Origin of the sequence: Asanoa iriomotensis (assembly GCF_016862515.1) — a bacterium.
Lineage (GTDB): Bacteria > Actinomycetota > Actinomycetes > Mycobacteriales > Micromonosporaceae > Asanoa > Asanoa iriomotensis.
On the sequence record NZ_BONC01000066.1, the window covers coordinates 22,218 to 43,934 of the forward strand.

Annotated in this window: 15 protein-coding genes; 7 read left to right on the forward strand and 8 right to left on the reverse strand. The window is 71.6% G+C overall.

What is annotated here, in order from left to right; genetic code table 11:
* Positions 1-123 precede the first annotated feature (123 nt).
* Positions 124-516, forward strand: coding sequence for a MarR family winged helix-turn-helix transcriptional regulator (locus Air01nite_RS32680; protein WP_239091123.1), 393 nt, complete (start codon positions 124-126; stop codon positions 514-516).
* Here Air01nite_RS32680 and Air01nite_RS32685 read toward each other — a convergent pair.
* Positions 513-1,679 (reverse strand): ROK family transcriptional regulator, encoded by a 1,167-nt coding sequence (locus tag Air01nite_RS32685; RefSeq protein WP_239091124.1) that lies wholly within the window; start codon positions 1,677-1,679, stop codon positions 513-515. The genes Air01nite_RS32680 and Air01nite_RS32685 overlap by 4 nt on opposite strands.
* A gap of 88 nt (positions 1,680-1,767) precedes the next feature.
* Between Air01nite_RS32685 and xylA the strand changes: the two genes are divergently transcribed.
* The 4 genes from xylA to fxsT are packed head-to-tail and all read left to right on the forward strand — an operon-like array spanning position 1,768 to position 11,206.
* Entirely contained in the window at positions 1,768-2,955 is a 1,188-nt protein-coding gene (xylA, locus tag Air01nite_RS32690) for a xylose isomerase (RefSeq protein ID WP_203707214.1), read from the forward strand.
* Between the two features lie 12 nt (positions 2,956-2,967).
* Positions 2,968-4,368, forward strand: a complete 1,401-nt coding sequence (xylB, locus tag Air01nite_RS32695) for a xylulokinase (RefSeq protein ID WP_203707215.1) — start codon at positions 2,968-2,970, stop codon at positions 4,366-4,368.
* Positions 4,369-4,410: 42 nt separating this feature from the next.
* The gene (locus Air01nite_RS32700; RefSeq protein ID WP_203707216.1) at positions 4,411-8,700 is read left to right on the forward strand and encodes an AAA domain-containing protein; all 4,290 of its coding nucleotides are present in this window, start codon (positions 4,411-4,413) and stop codon (positions 8,698-8,700) included.
* A 34-nt stretch (positions 8,701-8,734) separates the two neighbouring features.
* Positions 8,735-11,206, forward strand: a complete 2,472-nt coding sequence (gene fxsT, locus Air01nite_RS32705; protein ID WP_203707217.1) for an FxSxx-COOH system tetratricopeptide repeat protein — start codon at positions 8,735-8,737, stop codon at positions 11,204-11,206.
* Here the strand turns inward: fxsT and Air01nite_RS32710 are convergent.
* Entirely contained in the window at positions 11,203-11,478 is a 276-nt protein-coding gene (locus Air01nite_RS32710) for a hypothetical protein (RefSeq protein WP_203707218.1), read from the reverse strand. The genes fxsT and Air01nite_RS32710 overlap by 4 nt on opposite strands.
* Before the next feature lie 364 nt (positions 11,479-11,842).
* On the opposite strand from Air01nite_RS32710, the gene Air01nite_RS32715 reads away from it, so the two are divergent.
* Positions 11,843-12,907, forward strand: coding sequence for a LysR family transcriptional regulator (locus Air01nite_RS32715; RefSeq protein WP_203707219.1), 1,065 nt, complete (start codon positions 11,843-11,845; stop codon positions 12,905-12,907).
* A gap of 35 nt (positions 12,908-12,942) precedes the next feature.
* Entirely contained in the window at positions 12,943-14,391 is a 1,449-nt protein-coding gene (locus tag Air01nite_RS32720; protein ID WP_203707220.1) for an MFS transporter, read from the forward strand.
* 26 nt (positions 14,392-14,417) lie between these two features.
* On the opposite strand, the gene Air01nite_RS32725 is transcribed toward Air01nite_RS32720, so the two are convergent.
* From Air01nite_RS32725 to Air01nite_RS32750, 6 genes are all read right to left on the reverse strand, one after another.
* Positions 14,418-16,025 carry a glycoside hydrolase family 13 protein gene (locus Air01nite_RS32725; protein ID WP_239091125.1) on the reverse strand — a complete coding sequence of 536 codons (1,608 nt, stop codon included), beginning with the start codon at positions 16,023-16,025 and terminating at the stop codon, positions 14,418-14,420.
* A gap of 31 nt (positions 16,026-16,056) precedes the next feature.
* Positions 16,057-17,079 carry a LacI family DNA-binding transcriptional regulator gene (locus tag Air01nite_RS32730; protein ID WP_203707222.1) on the reverse strand — a complete coding sequence of 341 codons (1,023 nt, stop codon included), beginning with the start codon at positions 17,077-17,079 and terminating at the stop codon, positions 16,057-16,059.
* A 41-nt stretch (positions 17,080-17,120) separates the two neighbouring features.
* A complete protein-coding gene (locus tag Air01nite_RS32735; protein WP_203707223.1) occupies positions 17,121-18,086 on the reverse strand; it encodes a carbohydrate ABC transporter permease in 966 nt (321 codons plus the stop codon).
* A gap of 2 nt (positions 18,087-18,088) precedes the next feature.
* Entirely contained in the window at positions 18,089-19,147 is a 1,059-nt protein-coding gene (locus Air01nite_RS32740; RefSeq protein ID WP_203707224.1) for a carbohydrate ABC transporter permease, read from the reverse strand.
* An 83-nt stretch (positions 19,148-19,230) separates the two neighbouring features.
* Positions 19,231-20,577, reverse strand: a complete 1,347-nt coding sequence (locus Air01nite_RS32745; RefSeq protein WP_203707225.1) for an ABC transporter substrate-binding protein — start codon at positions 20,575-20,577, stop codon at positions 19,231-19,233.
* A gap of 242 nt (positions 20,578-20,819) precedes the next feature.
* Positions 20,820-21,641, reverse strand: coding sequence for an MHYT domain-containing protein (locus Air01nite_RS32750; RefSeq protein WP_203707226.1), 822 nt, complete (start codon positions 21,639-21,641; stop codon positions 20,820-20,822).
* Positions 21,642-21,717: the final 76 nt, after the last annotated feature.

Consider the following 21,717-nt stretch of genomic DNA (forward strand, 5'->3'; position numbering starts at 1 on the left):
TCGGCGAGGTGGCGACCTCTGCCGCCGGGGTACTGTTTTCCCACCATGGCCGATCACCATGCCTCCACCGACGCAGCCGCACAGGCCGCAGCTGTAGACAGCGCGGCCGAAGCGTTACTGTCCGTGTGGGATGCGGCCCGCGAAGGCGCGGCCGACCGCGTCTCGGGGTCACAGTTGCGCGCGATGCTGGTGGTCGAGGAGTTCGACGGGATCAACCTGCGTGGTCTCGCCGGCAGCCTGGGCATGATCCTCTCGTCGGCCAGCCGGCTCTGCGACCGCCTTGTCGCGGCCGGCATGCTCGAGCGCTTCCCCGGCCGCACCGACCGCCGCGAGATCTCCCTGCACCTCACGGGCACCGGTCGCCGGTTGCTGGACGAGCTGCGCGCCGAGCGCCGCCGCCGGCTGCGCGAGGTGCTCCTGCGGATGACCCCGGCGGCCCGACAGGCCCTGCTGCGCGGCCTCGCCGAGTTCAGCGAGGCGATGACCAAGCCGGAGTCGGAGATCCTCACCGCCTAGCGGAGGACCCACTCAGCCGGTTCGGCGAGGATGTCGCGGACCACTGCGCCGGCGGCGCCGACCGCGGCCGCGGCTGGGCCCAGCGCCGAGGCTCGCACCGTCATCGGGGCCCAGGCGGCGGTGAGCACCCGCCGGGCCAGCTCCGCCTCGACCGCCGGCGCCAGCCAGGGCGTGAGCGGCCCGAAGATGCCGCCGAGCACCACGGTGCCGACGTCGAGCATGTTGACCACCCCGGCCAGAGCCACGCCGAGCGAGCGGCCCGCGGCCGGCAGCCGACCCTCGGCCAGCGCGGCGTCGTCGCGCAGCCGGGCCAGGCCCGCCTCGCCGGGCGGCAGGTCCCGCAGCAGCGCCTCCTGGCCGGCGTACTGCTCCAGGCAGCCGAGCGCGCCACAGCGGCACAGCGGCCCGTCGGGCCGGACGCAGACGTGGCCCAGCTCGCCGCTCCAGCCGCGGGCACCCCTGAACAGGTCGCGGTGCAGCACGATGCCGGCGCCGATGCCGATCTCGCCCGAGACGTAGACGAAGCTGTCCGGGCCGCCGGCGTGCAGCTCCGCCAGCGCGGCCAGGTTGGCCTCGTTGTCGATGGTCAGCGGCAGGTCGCCGAGGGGTCCTGTGGCCAGCACGCCGGCCGCGTCGACCTCGTGCCAGGCGAGGTTCGGTGCGCGGTGCACCAGGCCGGTGCCGGAGACCAGCCCGGGCACGGCCAGCGCGGCGCCGGCCACCGTGCGCCCGGCCGCCCTGGCCTCCGCCCGCAGCCGGGCACCGAGGTCGGCCACGGCCGCCAGCACGGCGTCGGGTGCCAGCGGGCGCTGGTCGCCGTGCAGCACCGCGCGGTGCCGGACCGTCCCGGTGAGGTCGACGACGCAGCCGGCGAGGTAGTCGACGTTGATCTCCAGGCCGAGCCCGGCCGGGCCGTACCCGTGCAGGACCAGGCCCGTCGCCGGTCGCCCGGCGCCCGACCGCGGCGCGGGACCCACCTCGGCGAGCAGGCCACCGCCGACCAGGTCGTCGACCAGCGCGGAGACGGTGGCCCGGGTCAGGCCGGTGCTGGCGGCCACGTCGGCCCGGGACGGCGGGCGGTCGGCGGCCGCCACCTGGCGCAGCACCAGGGCCAGGTTGTGCGCGCGCACGCTGGCCTGCCGCACCGGGGATCCGCCGTTCACGCCCTTGACACTGCCACGGCTGGGTCAAATAATTCAACCGCTAAACAAATTAACGCGTTAGAAACGAACACTCCTGGAGGAGGCCCAGATGGCAGCCGATCCCACCCGCGCCGATAAGTTCTCGTTCGGTCTCTGGACCGTGGGCTGGCAGGCCCGCGACCCGTTCGGCGACGCCACCCGGCCGCCGCTCGACCCGGTGGAGTCCGTGCACCGGCTCTCCGAGCTAGGCGCCTACGGTGTGACCTTCCACGACGACGACGTGATCCCGTTCGGCGCCGACGACAGCAGCCGCGGCGAGCACATCTCCCGCTTCCGCAAGGCGCTCGACGAGACCGGCATCGTCGTGCCGATGGTGACCACCAACCTGTTCACCCACCCGGTCTTCAAGGACGGCGGCTTCACCAGCAACGACCGCGACGTGCGCCGGTTCGCGCTGCGCAAGGTCATGCGCAACATGGAGCTGGCCGCCGAGCTGGGCGCGCAGACCTACGTCATGTGGGGCGGCCGCGAGGGTTCCGAATACGACCTGGCCAAGGACGTGCAGGCGGCCCTCGACCGCTACCGCGAGGCCGTCGACTTCCTCGCGCAGTACTCGATCGACCGCGGCTTCGGCCTGCGCTTCGCGCTGGAGCCCAAGCCCAACGAGCCCCGCGGCGACATCCTGCTGCCGACGGTCGGCCACGCGCTGGCGTTCATCTCCAGCCTCCAGCACCACGAGCTGGTCGGCCTCAACCCCGAGGTCGGGCACGAGCAGATGGCCGGCCTCAACTACGCGCACGGCATCGCGCAGGCGCTCTGGCACGGCAAGCTCTTCCACCTCGACCTCAACGGGCAGCGCGGCATCAAGTACGACCAGGACCTGGTCTTCGGCCACGGTGACCTGGTCAACGCGTTCGCCCTGGTCGACCTGATCGAGCACGGCGCGCCCGGCGGCGGTCCGGCCTACGAGGGCCCGCGGCACTTCGACTACAAGCCCTCGCGCACCGAGGACTTCGACGGCGTGTGGGCCTCGGCGGCCGCCAACATGCGGATGTACCTGCTGCTCAAGGAGCGGGCGCAGGCGTTCCGGGCCGACCCCGAGGTGCAGGAGGCGCTGGCCGCCAGCAAGGTCGGCGAGCTGCGCGAGCCCACCCTGAACAGCGGTGAGAGCCACGCGGACTTCCTCGGCAACCGCTCCGCGTACGAGGATTACGACGCCGACGCCGCCGGCGCCAAGGGCTTCGGCTTCGTCCGGCTCAACCAGCTCGCCGTCGAGCACGTGCTCGGCGCCCGCTAAGGAGAGATACCCATGCCGCTGGTCGCCGGCATCGACTCGTCCACACAGTCGTGCAAGGTGGTGGTCCGCGACGCCGACACCGGCGCGCTGGTCCGCGAAGGGCGCGCCACGCATCCGGAGGGCACCGAGGTGCACCCGGACGCGTGGTGGCGCGCCCTGACCGAGGCCAGCCGCCAGGCGGGCGGCCTCGACGACGTGGCCGCGGTCGCCGTCGGCGGCCAGCAGCACGGGATGGTCTGTCTCGACGAGTCGGGCGAGGTGGTGCGCCCGGCCCTGCTCTGGAACGACACCCGCTCGGCGCAGGCGGCCTCCGACCTGACCGCCGAGCTGGGCGGGCCGAAGGCGTGGGCCGACGCGGTCGGCCTGGTGCCGGTGGCCAGCTTCACCATCACCAAGCTGCGCTGGCTGGCCGAGCACGAGCCGGCCAACGCCGACCGCACCGCCGCCGTCTGCCTGCCACACGACTGGCTGACCTGGAAGCTCGGCGGCACCGGGGCGCTGGCCGACCTGCGCACCGACCGCGGCGACGCGAGCGGCACCGGCTACTGGTCGCCGGCCACCGGCGTCTACCGCAACGACCTGCTCTCGCTCGCCTTCGGTCGGGAGCCGCACGTGCCGACCGTGCTCGCGCCGACCGGCCGGGCGGGCACGATGCCCGGTGGCGCCGTGCTCGGCCCGGGCACCGGTGACAACGCGGCCGCCGCGCTCGGTGTCGGCGCCCAGCCCGGCGACGTGGTCGTCTCGATCGGCACGTCGGGCACCGTGTTCAGCGTGGCCGACCTGCCCGCGGCCGACCCGAGCGGCATCGTGGCCGGCTTCGCCGACGCCACCGGCCGCTTCCTGCCGCTGGTCTGCACGCTCAACGCGGCCCGTGTCCTCGACGCCGCGGCCGCCATGCTCGGCGTGACCCACAGCCGGCTCGCCGAGCTGGCCGGCGACGCGCCGGCGGGCGCCGACGGCCTGGTCATGGTGCCTTACCTGGAGGGGGAGCGGACCCCCAACCGGCCGCTGTCGACCGGTGCCGTGCACGGCCTGACGCTCAAGAACTCGACGCCGGCGCACTTCGCCCGGGCCGCGGTCGAGGGCATGCTCTGCGCGCTCGCCGACGGCCTCGACGCGCTGATCGCCGAGGGCGCGTCCGTCAACCGGGTGATCCTGATCGGCGGCGGGGCACGCAGCGAGGCCGTCCGGCAGATCGCGCCGCAGGTCTTCGGCTGCGGCGTGGTGGTGCCGGAGCCGGGCGAGTACGTCGCCGACGGTGCCGCCCGCCAGGCCGCCTGGGTCGTCTCCGACCAGCCCGCGCCGCCCGCCTGGGCGACCGGCCGCAGCGAGAGCTACGACGCCCGCCCGGTGCCCACGATCCGCGACCAGTACGCCGCGGTCCGTGAGCTCGTGCACGACCGGCCGGCGTGAACTTTCGCACCACTGGCCCCACCGCGATACCGTCGGACAGCGATGGAGCAGCGGGAGGGCACGGACGCGCCACATGAGATCCGCGAGCGCGCCGGCGCGCTCGCGGAATACCTGCTCGCGGTCCGGACCCTGCTCGACAAGCCCGTCCGCACGGTGCCGGCCGCCGACGCGTTCTGGCACGCCGACCTGCCCGAGCACCCGGCGGTCGAGCTCGGCCCAAGGCAACCCGGCGGGGGCTGGCTGCGGGTCGGCCGTCCCGGCCCGCCGCCACCACCGTCGATCCCGGCGCCGCTGCTGCGCCACCTGGTCTGGGACCTGACGCCGGACCACCCGCCGACGTTGCCGGATTCCGACGAGGCGCGCACGTCCGCGTTCACCGCGTGGATGGACGAGCAGTGGCGGCCGTGGGCCACGGCCCATCGCCGGGCCGCCGCCGCGCGGGCCCTGCACGACCGCCTCTACGACCTGCGCTACCGGGTCGACGTCGACTCCGCGCGGGTCGAGCTCGTCTGGGGGCACGCGATCCTCGACGCGCCGGTCGGCGGCGAGCCGGTCCGCTACCCGCTGCTGGCCACCCCGGTCGCGATCGACTACGACCCGGAGACGACCACGGTCACCGTGCACCCACAGGGACCGGCCCGGCTCCAGGTGGACGCCCTCGGCGGTCTCGACAACCGGCGGGTCGGCGACCTGCTCGACCTCGCGGGCCCGGGCGGCCAGGTCGAGGTCGACCCGTGGGACGCGAGCGAACGCCAGGACTTCGCCGGCCGCGCACTGCGCCGCCTCGGCTTCGAGCCCCGCCTGCGGTTCTCCGGGCGGGTCAGCGGTCCAGAGCCATTCGACGAGCCGCACGTGTACGACACCGGCGTGCTGTTCCTCCGCCCGCGCCAGCGGATGGTCCGCCGGTTCCTGGAGGCCGAGCGCGACCGCCTGGCCGCACCCGGCGACGGGGCTGTCGGCGCGCTGGCCGGCATCCTCGCCCACGAGCCGAGCGCGCTGGTGATGCCCGACGACGACCCGGACGCCTGGACCCGCACCGGCGGGCGGCTGCTCATGCCGATGGCGACCAACGAGGCGCAGGAGTCGATCGCGGCCCGGCTGGCCGCCCACCGCACGGTCGCGGTGCAGGGCCCGCCCGGCACCGGCAAGACCCACACGATCCGCAACCTGATCTGCCACCTGGTCGCGCACGGCAAGCGGGTGCTGGTGCTGGCGCAGAAGGAGGACCCGCTGCGGGTGCTCCGCGACGGGCTGCCCGCCGAGATCCAGCCCCTCTGCCTGGCCGTGCTGGGCCGCTCCGCCGACCAGCTCGTCCAGCTGCAGATCGCGGCCCGCGAACTGTCCGACCGGGCCGCCACGCTCGACCGCGACGCCGCCGCCGACGACATCGCCCGGATCACCGGCGAGATCGACGCCGCGCAGGGCCGGCACGCCGGCGCCCGTGGCGAGCTGCTGGCGGCGGCCGAGCGGGAGACGGCCACGTACCCGATCGCCGGTGTGCCCTCCTCGCCCGCCGAGGTCGGCGACTGGCTGCGCCGCACGGAAGCCGACGGCCTCGTGCCCGACCCCGTGCCGCCCGGCACGCCCCCACCGCTCACGGCGGGCGAGTTCGGCCTGCTCGGCGACCTCGCGCGGGCGATCTCACCGGCCGACCGCGTGCACGCGCTGGCCGATCTGCCGGCCGACGGCCAGCTCCCGACCGGCGAGGCGGTGGCGGCGCAACGGGCGGCCCTCGGCGACGCCGCCAAGGTGGTCGACCAGGCCCACGATCGCGGCGCGTCGATCGAGGGCGCGCGGCGACTCGGCCCGTCCGGCGTCGACGACCTGGCCGCGGCGCTGCGCGCCGCCGCCGAGACGCTGGCGAGGCGGGCCGGGAGCTGGACGGACCGCCTCGGCGTGCTGATCCGCGAACCGAGCTGGCAGGCGGTCTGGGACGAGCACGTGGCGGCGAGCCAGCGCATGCTCACCGAGCTGGGCCGGCGCACGGCGGCGCTGTCGGGCCACCGGGTGGAGATCGGCGAGGCACACGCGGCCCAGCCACGCCGGCTGCTCGACCACCTCGGGCAGATCCGCGAGCGGTTCGCCGCCGGCAAGCCGGTCCGCCGCCTGACCCACGCCGACCTGGCTCGCGTGGTCGGCGACTGCCGGGTCGACGGCGAACAGCCGCGCACGGCCGACGACGTCGACCTGCTGGTGGCCAGCGTGCAACGGCAGCAGTTGCGCGAGCAGCTCGCCGCGCGCTGGGCGGAGTGGGGCGGCCGCCTCGGCGTGCCGGTGCCGGCAGAGCCCGGCCGCGAGCCGGAGATCTGGGCCGGACGCCTGCTCGCCGAGGCGCTGGACGCGCTCGACTGGGAGAGCCGCCGCTGGCCCGCGCTCCGCGCGAACCTCGCCGTCCTCGTGCCGTCCTGCCCCCGCGCCGTCGACGCCCCGGCCCTGGCCGACCTGGCCGAGCTGGCCGAGGCGGCGACCGCCGTCTTCACCGTCGACCGGATCGAGGCCGACCAGCGGGCGATGACCGGCTGGCTCGCGCGGGCCACCGCCGCGCCCGGTGCGCCGCCGGTGATCCGCGCTCTCGCGGCGGCCTGGTCCGCCGAGGACGCCGTCGCCTGGAACGGCGCGCTGGCGGAAATCAGGAGACTGTGGACGGTCAAGCCGGATGCCACCCGGTACGCCGCGCTGCACGCCCGGCTGGCGGCGGTGGCGCCACAGTGGGCGGGCGCGTACGACCGTGGCGAGCCGCCGGTCGACGGCGCGGCGGCGGTGCGGGCCTGGGGCTGGCGGCAGGCGCAGACCTGGTTCGACGAGGTGGCCGGCACGCACGGGGTCGGCGACGACGAGCTGGGCCGGCGCCTGGAGCGGGCCCGCGACCAGGAACGGCGGCTGACCGGCGAGCTGGTGGTCGGTTCGGCGTGGCTGGAGGTCGCGCGCACCCTCGACGACCGCCGCAAGGCCGCGCTGGCCGACTGGGCCGCCGCGCTCCGCAAGATCGGCAAGGGCACCGGCAAGACCGCCGCGCACTGGCAGGCCGCCGCACAGCGGGCGATGGCCGAGGCCGCTACCGCCGTTCCAGTGTGGATCATGTCGGTCGACCGCGCGCTGGAGCAGTTCCCCGGCGCGGGCCCGATCTTCGACGTCGTGGTGGTCGACGAGGCGTCGCAGGCCGACATCTTCGCGCTGCCGGTGCTCGGGCTGGCCCACCGCGCCGTCGTGGTCGGCGACGACCAGCAGATCGGCCCGCAGCTCGTCGGCCTGCCGGCCGACCGGGTCAACGCGCTGATCGGCACGCACCTGGCACCGGCCGGCGTGCCGTCCGCGGTGCATTTCGACACCGAGAGCAGCCTCTACGACCATGCGGTGCGCCGCTCGCCGCAGCGGATCCTGCTCACCGAGCACTTCCGCAGCGTGCCGGCGATCATCGGCTTCTCCAGCGACACCTACTACGACGGCAAGATCCAGCCGCTGCGCGCCGACCGCCCGGCCGGGCTGGGCGCCGCGGTCACCGCGATCCACGTCCCCGACGGGCGCCGCGTCGCCGTGCCCGAGTACGGCGAGGTCAACGTCGCGGAGGCGGAGGCACTCGTGTCCCGCGTCGCGGAGCTCGTCGCCGACCCCGCCTACCGCGGCCGATCCATCGGCGTGGTGAGCCTGCTCTCCACCAGCGGCCAGGCCGACTACCTCCAGCACCGGTTGCGCGCCGAGCTGGGCACCGACGAGCTCGAACGGCGCAGCCTGCGGGTCGGCGACGCCTACACGTTCCAGGGCGACGAGCGGGACGTGGTGCTGCTGTCCACTGTGGTGGCGACCGCGGACGGGCCGATCGGTGCCTTCACCAAGCGGGACTATCACCGCCGGGTCAACGTCGCCGCGTCCCGGGCCCGCGACCAGCTCTTCCTCTTCCACTCGGTGACGGCGGGCGAGCTCAACCGGGACGACGCCCGCGCGCTGCTGCTCTCGTACGCCACCCGCCCGGTGCCCGCTGCCGAGCCGGCCGACGCCCGGGTGCTCGACAGCGAGTTCACCCGCGAGGTCTGGCGCCGGCTGACCGCCGCCGGCCTGCACCCGGTGCCGCGGTTCCGGCTGGGCGCGTACCAGATCGACTTTGTTGTCAACGGCCCCGACGGCCGCCGCCTGGCCATCGCCTGCGACGACCGCTACCGCGGCGCGGTGGCCTTCGCCGCCGAGCTCCGCCGCCAGGCGATCCTCGAACGGGTCGGCAACTGCGTCTTCGTCCGCCTCCGCGCGAGCCTCTTCCACCGCGACCCGGACCGCGCGATGGCACCCGTCTGGACCCGCGCGGAGGAGTTGGGTCTGCCTTTGACCCGATCCGCGTAGTGCCCCGACCGCCGTTTCCGTGCACAGTGGAGCGGTGACTGATCTGTTCGTCAGCCATGCGGGCCGCGACCGGTCGTGGGCGGAGTGGGTGGCCTGGGAGCTTCAGGAAGCGGGCTACGACGTCGAGCTCGACCTCTGGGACTGGGAGGTGGGCGAGAACTTCGTCGAGAAGATGCGCGATGCGCTCGAGCACGCGGAGCGGATGATCGCCCTGTTCTCCGCGGCGTACTTCGAGCCGGAGCGGCACACGTCCCCGGAGCTGACGGCGTACCTGTCCGACCGCGGCCCGGCCCGCAAGCGGATCCTCCCGGTGCGGATCGAGAACGTGACGCCGCCGCTGCTCTACCGGCCGTTGCTGAGCGTGGATCTCTTCGGCGTGCCGGAGGACGAGGCGCGCCGGCGGATGCTGGCCGCGGTGCGCGGCAGGCAGCGCCCGGACGGCCGCCCGGAGTTCCCGGGCAGCGGCCGCCCGCGCCCGCAGCAGGCGTCCGGCCCCCGGCTGCCCGGCTCGCTGCCGCCGGTCTGGAACGTGCCGCCGCGCAACACCGCGTTCACCGGCCGCGACCGGATGATCGTCGACCTGCGCGAGGGTCTGCTGACGGGCAGCCCCGTGGTCGCGCAGGCGCTGGAAGGCATGGGCGGCGTCGGCAAGACACAACTGGCCATCGAGTACGCGTACCGCTTCGCCAACGAGTACGAGCTCGTGTGGTGGATCGCCAGCGAGCAGCCTGACCTGATCGCCGAGCAGTTCGCCGCGCTCGCGGTGGCGGCCCGCGTGGCGCCGGCGGAAGGCGACGTCACCGCCGCGGTCACGGCCGCCCTGGCCCTGCTGCGCTCACACGACCGGGCGTTGCTGATCTTCGACAACGCCGAGTCGCGGGAGGACGTGCGCCGCTGGCTGCCCGGCGGGCCGGCGCACGTGCTGGTGACCTCGCGCAACTCTCTGTGGACCGGCGTCGCGCGGCCGATCGGCGTCGACGTGTTCGCCCGGTCCGAGTCGATCGCCCTGCTGCGCGCCAACCTGCCGAGGTCGTCCGACGAGGACGTGGACCGCCTGGCCGAGGCCGTCGGTGACCTGCCGCTCGCGGTCGCACAGGCCGCGGACCTCCTCGCCGAGACCGGGATGTCGGTGGAGAGCTACCTGTCGGGCCTGGCCGAGCATGCCGCCGACCTGCTGGCCAACGACCCGCCGCCGGCCGGCTACCCGGTGCCGTTGGCCGCCGCGGTCACGGTCGCCGCGCGGAGGCTCGCCGCGGCGGACCCGGCCGCGGGGCAGCTGCTGATCCTGTGTGCCTACCTCGCTCCGGAGCCGATTCCGCTGGATCTGTTCCGTGACCCGCCGGCGGGGCTGCTGCCCGACGAACTGGCGGCGGCCGGCGGCGGTGGCGTCGCCCTGGACCGGGCCGCGGCCCGGTTGACGCGCTACGGCCTGGCCCGCAACGCGAGCGGCGGCCTGCAGCTGCACCGGCTCACGCAGGCCGTCCTGCGTGACACCGATCCGAACGCCGAAGCACAGCGGACGACCGTCGAGAGCCTGCTGGTCGCGGGCCGGCTGGACGACGGCACGGACCCGACGCACTGGCCGCGGTGGACGCAGCTGCTGCCCCACATCCTCGCCTGCGACCCCGCCAACAGCGACAACTCGTCACTGCACTGGCTCGCCTTCAGCGCGATCTGGCACCTGCTGGCCCGCGGCGACGCACGCACCGCGTTCCCGTTGGCCGAACACCTGCACGCGACCTGGACCAGGCGGTACGGGGCCGACAACAGCTCGACCCTGAGCGCCGCCACCGCGCTGGCGTACGCACACGGCGAGCTGGGCGACCACGGGCAGGCTCGCCGGCTCGACGAGGACACCGCGGCCCGCTACAAGCGGATCTTCGGCGAGGACCACCTCAACACCCTGATCAGCACCAACAACCTCGCCGCGGACTACCGGCAGGAGGGCCGTTACGAGCAGGCGCGCCGGCTCAACGAGGAAACCTTGTCCCGCATCGGCGGGATCGTCGGCGACGACCACCCGGAGACCCTCCGCACGGCCAACGACCTCGCCACCAACCTCGCCAGCCTGGGCGAGTTCCAGCAGGCCCGGGACCTGCACGAGGACACTCTGGCCCGGCGGCGGCAGATCCTCGGTGTCGACCATCCGCAGTCCCTCGTCTCGGCCAACAACCTCGCCGTCGCCCTCTACGGGATGGGTGAGTACGAGCTCGCCCGCCAGCTCGACGAGGACACGCTGACCCGCCGCCGTCGGGTGCTCGGCGACGACCACCCCTACACGCTCAGCTCCGCCTCGAACCTCGCTTCGGACCTGCGGGCTCTCGGCGACCACGCGCAGGCCCGCCGCTTCGAGGAGGACACGCTGGTGCGCCGCAGGCGGATTCTCGGCGACGCGCACCCGGACACGCTCAGCGCCGCCGCCAAGGTCGTCGGCGACCTGCGCCAGCTCGGTGAGGACGAGCCGGCGCAGCGGCTGGAGGACGAGATGTCCGGCTGGCGGTCCTAGGGTCTGCTGCCGGCCAGCGCCCGCCCGTCGCGGTCGACGGTGATCAGCAGGGCGGTGAGCATCGCCGCTTCCTCCCGGGTGCCGCTGAGCTCCGCGTCGATGAGGCGGCGGAACTGCGGCGCGACGCGTTCGCCCGCGCTCAACGCCTGGTCCAACTCGAGCAGCGCGTTCCGCATGGCGACCCGCGCGGCGTGCACCTCGGACATCGCGGTGTCGAGATGAGCGGCCGGCGAGGCGCCCGCGGCCGGCCGCCGGACCCGTGGCCGGCGCACGTGACGTGCGTCGGCCGGGCCGTCGTTGTGCGAGGCTCCGGAAGAGCGGCGCCAGCGTCGGAGAAGGCGAGTGCATTTGCTGGTCATGTCGGCTCCTCGGCCGGTGGGACAGGTGTCGGCCGCTCCGACACCACCGGAGCAGCCGCACTGTCTTTCTACTCCTTTCCGGAACGCGGCACCCGCAGGTCGACCGGCTGGTCTTCGGGCACCTGCAACGCGCGTTTGCGCGAGCTTCGCGCTCGGTAGTGGTCGACGGAACGTAACGTGGTATCCCTGCGTGACCGGCCGCTCGAACGCCATATGCGCAGTCGGTATCACCAATGTGACACTTCTGGTATCCGCCGGGCGACGTTACGTTTGACGCGTGTCAAAACAGCGTCCGAAACCGCTGGACGAGTGGGACTTCCGGGCGTTCATCGCGCTCGCCGAGGAACGGTCCTACGAGGACGCCGCCCGCCGGATGGCCGGGTTCCACGGCGGTTACAGCCGCCAATCCGTGCAGCACCGGATCGCCAAGATCGAGAGCTACGTCGGCGAGGCGCTGGTCCGCCGCAATGTCGACCGTCGATACCTGCTGACCGCAGCCGGCGAGCGGGTCCTGCAGATCGCCCGGCAGGTGGTCGCGCTGCACGAGCGGATCGGTTCCGGGTCGGCCCAGCCGACCGTCTGGACGCTCGCCTGCGGGCCGCACCACGCCCAGTTCGTCGCGCTCGCCGAAGACCGGCTGCGCGCGACCGAGGGCGGCGACAAGGTCCGGGTCGAATACCTGTCGCAGCACAACCGGGCCGAGCACCAGTTCTTCGGCGACCCGGTCGACCGCCTGCTCCGCAACGAGTTCCACCTGATCATCGGCCCGCCGGTGCGCCGGCCCGGCCTGCGCTCGACCCGGCTCTACGAGGCTCGCCTGGAAGCGATGATCGACCGCGACTTCCCCGGCGACCGGCTGGCGCTGCACGAGTTGGTCAGCGACTACGAGGCGTTCCTGCAGCCGCGCGACGTGCGGGCCCGACGGGTGCTCGAGGACGCGATCACGGCGGCCGGCATCCCCGACCCGGACCCGGCGCGCCGCGTCGCGATGGAGACCTACGAGACCGCCACGAGCGTGATCCGCCTGCGGGCCGAGCGCCGGCGCGGTGGCCAGGAGCGGCGCCGGATCCTCGTGGTCCCCTCCGACGTCGCGTTGCCGTACAAAGCGGGCATGGTTTTCGGTGGTGGCGGCGCCGAAGACTTCAAGTGGGTGCCGATCTATTCGGGCTCCACCCCGCTGCGCATGGAGACCTGCGTGACGATCCGCGACGCCCACCAGACGGCCCTGCGCCCGGTGATCGAGGCGCTCCGCGGCGGCGTGCTCCAACTCGACCAGAGCCCGCACCGGATATCCGGCGCGCCGCTCACATACGCCACACCCATCCCGACGCAACGCTCCTAGATCCATTGACTGATATACCGAGGTAGCCTCCCGGCATGACCACCACCGGCGGCCGGGCGCACCGGATCTACAGCGTCGTGGTGTTCATCATCCTGGCGTCGCTCGACAACGTCGCGATCGGCCTCGTGCCACCGCTGTACGGCTCGATCGCGGACTCGTTCCACGTGCCGCTGGGCTTGGTCGGCACCGTGACCGCGACGTCGTTCCTGGTAAGCGCCGCCGCCTCGGTCGCCTGGGCGTATTACGGCGACAGAGGCAACCGCAAGCCGCTACTCATGATCGGCACGCTGCTCTGGGCGGCCGGCATGAGCGGCAGCGCCCTAGCCGGCACCTACCTCCTCTTCTTCGTCTCCCAGGTCGCCGCCGCGATCGGCCTGGGCGCGGTGAGTTCGGTCGGCTTCTCGGTGGTCAGCGACCTGATCAAACCGAGACGCCGGGGCCTGGTGATGAGCCTGTGGGGCCTGTCGCAAGGCGTAGGCACGTTCATGGGCACACTGCTCGGCGGCGTCCTGGGCGCGGCCGACTGGCGGCGCCCGTTCCTGCTGCTGAGCGCGGTGGGCCTGGTGGCCACGGTCGCCTACTTCTTCACGTACGACATCCGCCGCGGCCAAAGCGACCCGGAACTCGCAAGAGCGATCGCCGAGGGCCACGAGTACGACTACCGAATCAGCCGCAAGAGCCTCCCCGCGATCGTCCACCGCCGCACGAACGTCTGGCTGATCCTGCAGGGCCTACCGGCCCAGATCGCCTTCGGCAGCCTGGTCTGGCTACCGGTCCTGTTCCGGGAACGCGCGATCGCCCAGGGCTACCCCAACGAAACAGCGATCGTCGTAGGAAGCGTCTTCGCGACGATGTTCCAACTGGGCGGCGCCCTCTCCATCCTGGGCGGCCTACTGGGCGACAAGCTGCAAAGACGAACCCCGAGAGGCCGAGCCCTGGTCGCCTCGTTCGGCATCCTGGCCGCCGTACCCCTCTACCTGGTCCTGTTCTTCCTACCGTTCAAGATCGACGTCCCACCGGAAGCAGGCACAGGCGAGGTAGTGGCCTCAGCGGTAGGCAGCGTCTTCACCCAACCATCGGTAGGCCTGACGCTGCTGATCGCCTTCGTAGCCCTAGCACTGACATCAGCGAACTCCCCGAACTGGTTCGCCCTGATCGCCGACATCAACCCCCCGGAGTACCGAGGCACGGTCTACAGCCTGGGCAACCTGACGAACGGCGTAGGACGAGCGGTAGGCAACGGCCTGATCCCCGTAGCCTTCGTGCTCCTAGGAACGACCTACGCCTCACCAACGAACTACTCAGTGGGCCTAGCCGCGTTCCAGCTGTTCTTCATCCCAACAGGAATCATGTACTGGCTCGCCAGCCGAAGCTCCCCCAAAGACATCAAGGCCCTACACAAACTCCTGGAACAAAGAGCGGAAGTAACAGCGCACACCCCCATCGACGACCACACCCACGCCGACAAACAAAGGCACAAGTAGCCTGTCTCCGCTCTTCCTAAAACCGGCTAACCCAACCGAGCCCAAACAGTCACATCACCAGGAACCTCAAGCCCAGAAACCGGCTCACTGGAAAGCAGAACCTCAGCACCGGCAGGCAACGCGGTCGACCCAGAGCCAAAGTTCGTCAGCACCAAGACATCACCATTACGGAAGGCCACCACGTCGTCCGGAGCAGGCACCCAGGTCACGGAACCCCGACCCAGCCCATGCTCCCGCCGAAGCCGAAGCGCAGACACATACAGCGAGTACGTAGACCCCGGCACCCCTAGCTGCCGATCAAGCGCAAGCTCCCCGAACACCGCCGGCTGAGGCAACCAACTAGCATCCGACGGCCCGAACCCGTACGAAGGCGAATCCGCCTCCCACGGAATCGGCACCCGACACCCATCCCGCCCCACGGACGCCCCACCGGTCCGAAACCACGTCGGATCCTGCCGGCTCTCGTCGGGCAACGTGGTGTGCTCCGGCAGCCCGAGCTCCTCACCCTGGTAGACATACGCCGACCCGGGCAGTGAAAGCATCAGCAGGGTCGCCGCCCGGGCCCGCCGCAGCCCCAGGACGGCATCGGGCTGGGGATCGCGGGCACCGATGCCGTTCGGCCGGGGCGACCCGACCGGCAGCGCGAGTCGCGACGCGTGCCGGATCACGTCGTGGTTGGACAGCACCCAGGTGGTCGGCGCGCCGACCGCGGCACTCGCCGCCAGGGAACGCGAGATCACCGACCGCTGGGCGGCGGCCGTCCACGACGCTTCCAGGTACTCGAAGTTGAAGGCCTGGTGCATCTCGTCGGGCCGGACGTACGCGGCGAGCCGCTCGGCCGGCTGCACCCAAGCCTCTGCGACCAGGATCCGCTCGCCGGGGTAGCCGTCCAGGATCTTCCGCCAGCGGCGGTAGATCTCGTGGACGCCGTCCTGGTCCCACATCGGCGGCCGCGGGCCACCTTCGGTGCCCTCCGAGGTCAACGGAAGCATCGGCAGGTGCCAGTCGGCCAGGTCGGCCTGCTTGACCAGCCCATGCGCGACGTCGACCCGGAACCCGTCGACACCCCGGTCGAGCCAGAAGCGCAGGATGTCCTCGAACTCGGCCCGCACCTCGGGGTTGTCCCAGTTGAGGTCGGGCTGCCCGGCATCGAACAGATGCAGATACCACTGCCCGTCCGGAAGCTGCGTCCAGGCGTCCCCGCCGAACACGCTATGCCAACTGTTGGGCGGCCCGCCGGCCTTGCCGTCGCGGAACACGTAGCGGTCACGCTCCCGGCTGCCGGGCGCGGCCGCCAGCGCCGCCTGGAACCACCGGTGCTGGGAAGAGGTGTGATTAGGGACCAGGTCGACGATCACCCGGAGACCCCGCTCGTGCGCCGACGAGATCAGCTTGTCGGCGTCGGACAGCCGGCCGAAGATCGGGTCGACGTCACGGTAGTCCGCCACGTCGTAGCCCGCGTCCGCCTGCGGCGACGGATAGAACGGCGACAGCCAGACGGCGTCGACACCGAGCTCGGAGAGGTGCCCGAGCCGGCCGACGATGCCCGGCAGGTCGCCGATGCCGTCCCCGTCGGAGTCGGCGAACGACCGCGGGTAGATCTGGTAGATGACGGCGTCGCGCCACCACTTCACGGCGTACTCCCAAACCTCGTGCGCAAAAGTTCTAGTGTGCCCGCGGCGCTGCGGTCGAGTCACGGACGACCAGCCTGGTAGGCAGCACCACGGAGCGGTCACCATAGCCGTTCACGTTGCCGCCCAGCGGGCCGAGCAGGGTTTCGGCCGCGATCCGGCCCTGTGCGGCCGCCGGCTGGGCGACCGTGGTGAGCCCGACCACACCCGAGACGTCGTGGTCGTCGACGCCGATCACGCTCACGTCGTCGGGCACCCGCAGGCCGGCGGAGCGCAGCGTGGCGATCGCGCCCATCGCCATCTCGTCGGACGCCGCGAAGATCGCCGTCGGCGGCTCGCCCCGGCGGAGCAGTTCCGCGGTCGCCCGGCTGCCACCGGCGATGGTGAAGGTGGCCTCGACGTCGAGCGCCGGGTCCGGCTCGATGCCGTGCGCGCGCAGCCGCTGCTGGTAGCCACGCCGGCGATCCAGGTGGGTGGAGATGGCCAGCTCGTCGGTCGGGTCACCGGAGATGTGCGCGATCCGCGTGTGTCCGAGGGCGAGCAGGTGGTCGGTGGCGGCGCGGGCGGTCTCGACGTCGTCGATCCGCACGCTCGGCCAGCCGGGCACCGCCGTGCCGGCGCTGACCGTCACCCCCGGCAGCGCCAGCTTGTTCACCGCCGCGAAGTCGCGCCCGGCCAGCGGCGTCGCCACCAGCATCAACGCGTCCACCCGCTTGTGCAGCGTGCTGGTGTAGAGCAGCCGCTGCCGGGCGTGCTCGCTGCCGCCGAGGTTGAACAGCAACAGGTCGTAGCCGGCCCGGTGCAGCCGCTCCTCGGCGGCTTCGACGACGGTGCTGAAGAACCAGGGCGTGATCCGGGGTACGACCACCGCCACCGCCCGGGTCTTGCCACCGGCGAGCCGGGAGGCGCTGGGCGACGCGATGTAACCCAGCTGGGCGGCCGCCTCCAGCACCCGCTCCCGGGTCGTCTGCGAGACCGTTGGCAGGCCCCGCAGCGCCCGGGACACGGTGGCGGTGGAGACGCCCGCCAGCCGGGCCACGTCGTCGATCCTCGTCATGGTCCGTCACCTCGCGTGTGGAAGGACGGTCGCCGCAAGGATCAGCCCTTGACGCTGCCTGTCAGCAGCCCTCGCACGAAGTACCGCTGCAGGGACAGGAAGACGATCAGCGGGATGACGATCGACACGAACGCGCCGGCGGTCAACCGTTGCCACTCGCCGCCTCTGGTGCCGGCCAGCTCCGCCAGCCGCACCGTCAGCGGCGCGGTTTCTCGCCCACCGCCCGCGAAGATCAGCGCGACCAGCAGGTCGTTCCAGACCCAGAGGAACTGGAAGATCGCCAGCGACGCGAGCGCCGGTGTGATCAGCGGCAGCACGACGCTGCGGAAGATCTTCGAGTGCCCGGCGCCGTCGACCCGGGCCGCCTCCATCAGCTCGCCCGGGAGCTGCGAGATGAAGTTGTGCAGCAGGAACACCGCGAACGGCAGCGCGAAGCAGGTGTGCGCGAACCAGACCTGGATGAACTTGCCCTCGTTGTCGAGGTCCCAGGGCGGCAGCAGGGTGATGCCGCCCAGCGAGACGCCGCGGGAGAAGAAGCTCAGCAGGGGGACCAGCGCCATCTGCAGCGGGACGATCTGCAGCGCGAACACCGCGATGTAGAGCCAGTCCCGGCCGCGGAAGTTGATCCAGGACAGCGCGTACGCGGCCAGGGCGGCGAACGCGATCGGGAACAGCACCGACGGGATCGTGATGACCAGCGAGTTCACGAAGTAGTTGGCGAGCTGCCCAGACGACGACGACCGTCCGAAGAGGACGTCGTTGTAGTTCTGGAAGGTCAGCTGCGGGTTGCTGAAGAACGTCCACCAGCCGGTCTGCTTGATGTCGTCTTCCGGCCGGAACGACGAGAGCAGCAGGCCGAAGGTCGGCACGGTCCAGATCAGCGCGATGATGATCGAGACGATCGTCGCCGTGCGGCTGTTGAGGCGCTTGCGCACCCGGCCGGCCGCGGTGCGGGGCGTGGGCTCCGCGGTCGCCTCGCCGGCGAGCACGGGGGTAGTGGTAGTCATTCTCAGCCCTCCCGCTGGCGACGGAGGTTGCGGATCTGGAAGATGACGATCGGGATGACCAGGATGAACAGGAAGACGGCGAGCGCGGAGCCCTGCCCGGCCTGCTGGTAACGGAACGCCTGGTTGTACATCTCGAGCGCGACGACGTTGGTGTCGAAGTTGCCGTTGGTCATCGTCCGGACGATGTCGAAGATCTTCATCGTGCCGATCGAGATGGTGACGATCACGACGATCAGCGCGGGCCGGATGCTCGGCAGCGTGACCCGCCAGAACATCTGCCAGGGCGTCACGCCGTCGAGGCGGGCGGCCTCGACGATGTCCGAGGGGATCGCCTTGATGGCGGCGGACAGGATGACCATCGCGAAACCGGCCTGGATCCAGACCATGACGACGATCAGCAGGAACGTGTTGAGCGGGCCCTCGTTGAGCCACTGCCGCGGCTCGCCGCCGACCAGGGTCCAGAGCCAGTTGAGCAGGCCGATCTGGTCACCTTCGCCGCGGTACGCGTAGACGAAGCGCCAGATGATGCCGGCGCCGACGAACGAGATCGCCATCGGCAGGAAGATCAGGGACTTGGCGACCGCCTCGAACCGGGCCCGGTCGACCATCACCGCGTAGAGCAGGCCGACCGAGGTGGCCAGCAGCGGGACCAGGATGACCCAGCCCGCCGTGTTGAGCAGGACGCGGACGATGTCGTTCTCGCGGAAGATCCAGAGGTAGTTGTCCAGGCCCACGAACGCCGTGCTGTCGCCGTTGCGCAGCGACAGGAGGATCGTGCGGATCGCCGGGATGACCAGGCCGATGAGCAGCAGCAGGAGGGCCGGGAGCAGGAAGGCGAGGCCCAGCAGGCCCTCGCGGTGCTTGCGGACGCGCCGACCGAGGGTCGGTGCGGGCCCGTCAGACGTGCTGAGCGAGGCGGCGACAAGGGCGGCCTCGCGGCGCCGCGCGAAATAGTTGGGCACGACGTCGAGCAGGAGCAGCAGTCCACCGACCACCACCACGAACCCGATCACGCCGTACAGCAACATCGACAGCTTTGGCGCGAAGTCTTCGAACTCCATCCGCCCTCCAGGATGCGAGCGTTATGCGTCAGTGGGTTGGAGAGACGAGATGGCCGGCCCGAAGGCCGGCCATCTCACCTTGCTTACTTGGGCCAGGAGCCTTCGATCTGGTCGAGCACCTCAGAGGTGCTCTTGCCGTTGATCCACTCGACCATGCCCTTCCAGAACGTCCCGGCGCCGACGGCGGCGGGCATCAGGTCGGAACCGTCGAACCGGAAGACGGCGCTCTGGTCCTGGAGGATCTCCACGGCCAGCTTGTCGATCGGGTTCTCGACGTTGGAGACCTCGAGCTTCTTGTTGGCCGAGACCCAGTTGCCGAGCTTGGCCCGGTTGTTGGCGGCCTCGCCCGAAGCCAGGTAGGTCTGGACCTTCTGGACCTCGGGACGGTCGGCGAACGCCACGGTGAACTCGCCACCGCCGAGGACCGGCTTGCCCTTGGCCGGGTCGACCGGGGGCAGGTAGAAGGCGAACGTGTCGCCGTCCTCGGCGACCTTGGTGCCCTCAGGCCACTGGTTGGCGTAGAAGGACGCCATCCGGTACATCGCGCACTTGTTCTCCAGGATCGGCGTGCCCGCCTCCTGGAACGACGTGGTGGTGATGCTCTTGACGTCGCCGAAGCCGCCGTTGACGTACTTCGAGTCCTTCAGGATCTTGCCGACGCGGTCGACCGCGGACACGACCTTGGGGTCGTTGAACGGGATCGAGTGGTCGACCCACTGGTCGTAGACCTCGGCGCCCTGGTCGCGCAGCATGACGTCTTCGATCCAGTCGGTGGCCGGCCAGCCGGTCGCGTCACCGGACTCGATGCCCGCACACCAGGGCTTGATGCCGGCGCCAGCGATGGTGTCGCTGAGCTGCATCATCTCGTCCCAGGTCTGGGGGACCTTCCAGCCCTTCTCGGCGAAGAGCTTCGGCGAGTACCAGACGAACGACTTGACGTTGGAGCCCATCGGCGCGCCGTAGAACTTGCCGCCGACCGTGGCGTAGTCGAGCCATTCCTTGGCGTAGTTGGCCTCCGCCATGGTCTTGGTCTCGGCCGAGGCCTCCTTGAGCTTGCCTGCGTCGGCGAAGCGCTTCAGCAGACCGGGCTGCGGGATGAACGCGATGTCAGGGGCGTTGCCGCCGTCGACGCGCACCGGCAGCTGGGCCTCGAACTCGCCGCTGCCCTCGTATTTGATGGTGATGCCGGAGCATTCCTCGAACTGCTTCCAGGACTCCTCGAGGAGGTCGGCCTCGGCGTCACGGATGGATGCGTAAATGGAGACGGTGGTGCCGTCGTTTCCGGTGTAGGCGTCGTACGCGGCGCACTCAGGCGAGCTGGCGCTGCCGCTGTCGCCACCGTCGTCGCTGCTGCAGGCAGCCGCGCTGAGGGCCAGCGCCAGGGTGGTGGCGAGCACGAGGGCTTGGCGAGGTCTGGAAGAGACCGCCATGCCGTCCTCCTTCCTTGCCGGACGATCGCGGGCGGGCTGCCCGGTGCCGGTGTCGATTGTGGGCGTGTTCACATGCAAGCGCTTGCACGGAGGTCCGTCCAGATCGTGGAAGGCACGACGCTGTAACAATCGAGAAACCTACAGAGAGAAATGCACCGTTGTGACCTCGACAAATACGGCATGCCCGTCTGGAAACGCTCCAGGCGGGCATTTAGCCGGTCGATATTGACAACGGACAGGATCTACAGAGTCTCGCCACCGGGACGTAGGGCCACGGTGAACGGAGTCTCGGCGTGCCGGCCGCCCGCGGGGGACGGCGGCGGTGCGGCGAACTCCTCCTCGGTCATCGCCTTGAGACCGCTGAACGCCATGCCGATCAGGGCCGCCGAGGTGACCAGGACGATGGGCACGAGCATCTGCATCGGGTTGACGCCCTGGACGTGGTGCACGCCCGACTCGTGCAGCCGCACCTGGATCGCCGCCATGCCGGTGTAGTGCATGCCGCACACCGCCAGCGCCATGACCGCCGCGGCGACGACGATCCGGCCCCAACTGCCGACCGTGACGGTGAACCAGAGCGCGACCGTCGCGGCCACCACGGCCACGCCGATGGACGCGCCGACCAGGCGGGTGTCGTAGCTGATGTCGCCGTAGACCCGGACCGCGAGCATGCCCGTGTAGTGCATGCCGACGACGCCGAGGCCGGTGAGCACGCCGCCGCCGATCACGCGTAGGAGGCGGCGCCGGCCGAAGCCGACGATGAACAGCCCGGCGCCGACGGTGACCACGGCGATCACGAGGCTCGACATGGTCAGGTAGGGATCCAGCCGCAGCGGGCTGGCCGGGACGGCGAAGCCCAGCATCGCCATGAAGTGCATGAGCCAGATGCCGGCGCCGCCGATCGCGATCGAGGCGAGCACGAGCCAGCGTGCCCGACGGCCCCGCTGCCGGGTCGACCGCGCCCGCGCGGTGCAGACCAGACCGAGCAGCGAGCCGATGAACGAGAGCAGGTAGGCAGCCACCGGGTTGAAGGCGCCGTGTGCGAAATGATGAATCTCGGCCACCCGGTAATCCCCGCACGCGCCGTTCGAAAACTGACGCACAGAGTGTCCGGCTAATCACGCGGCGCGCGCGAAAGCC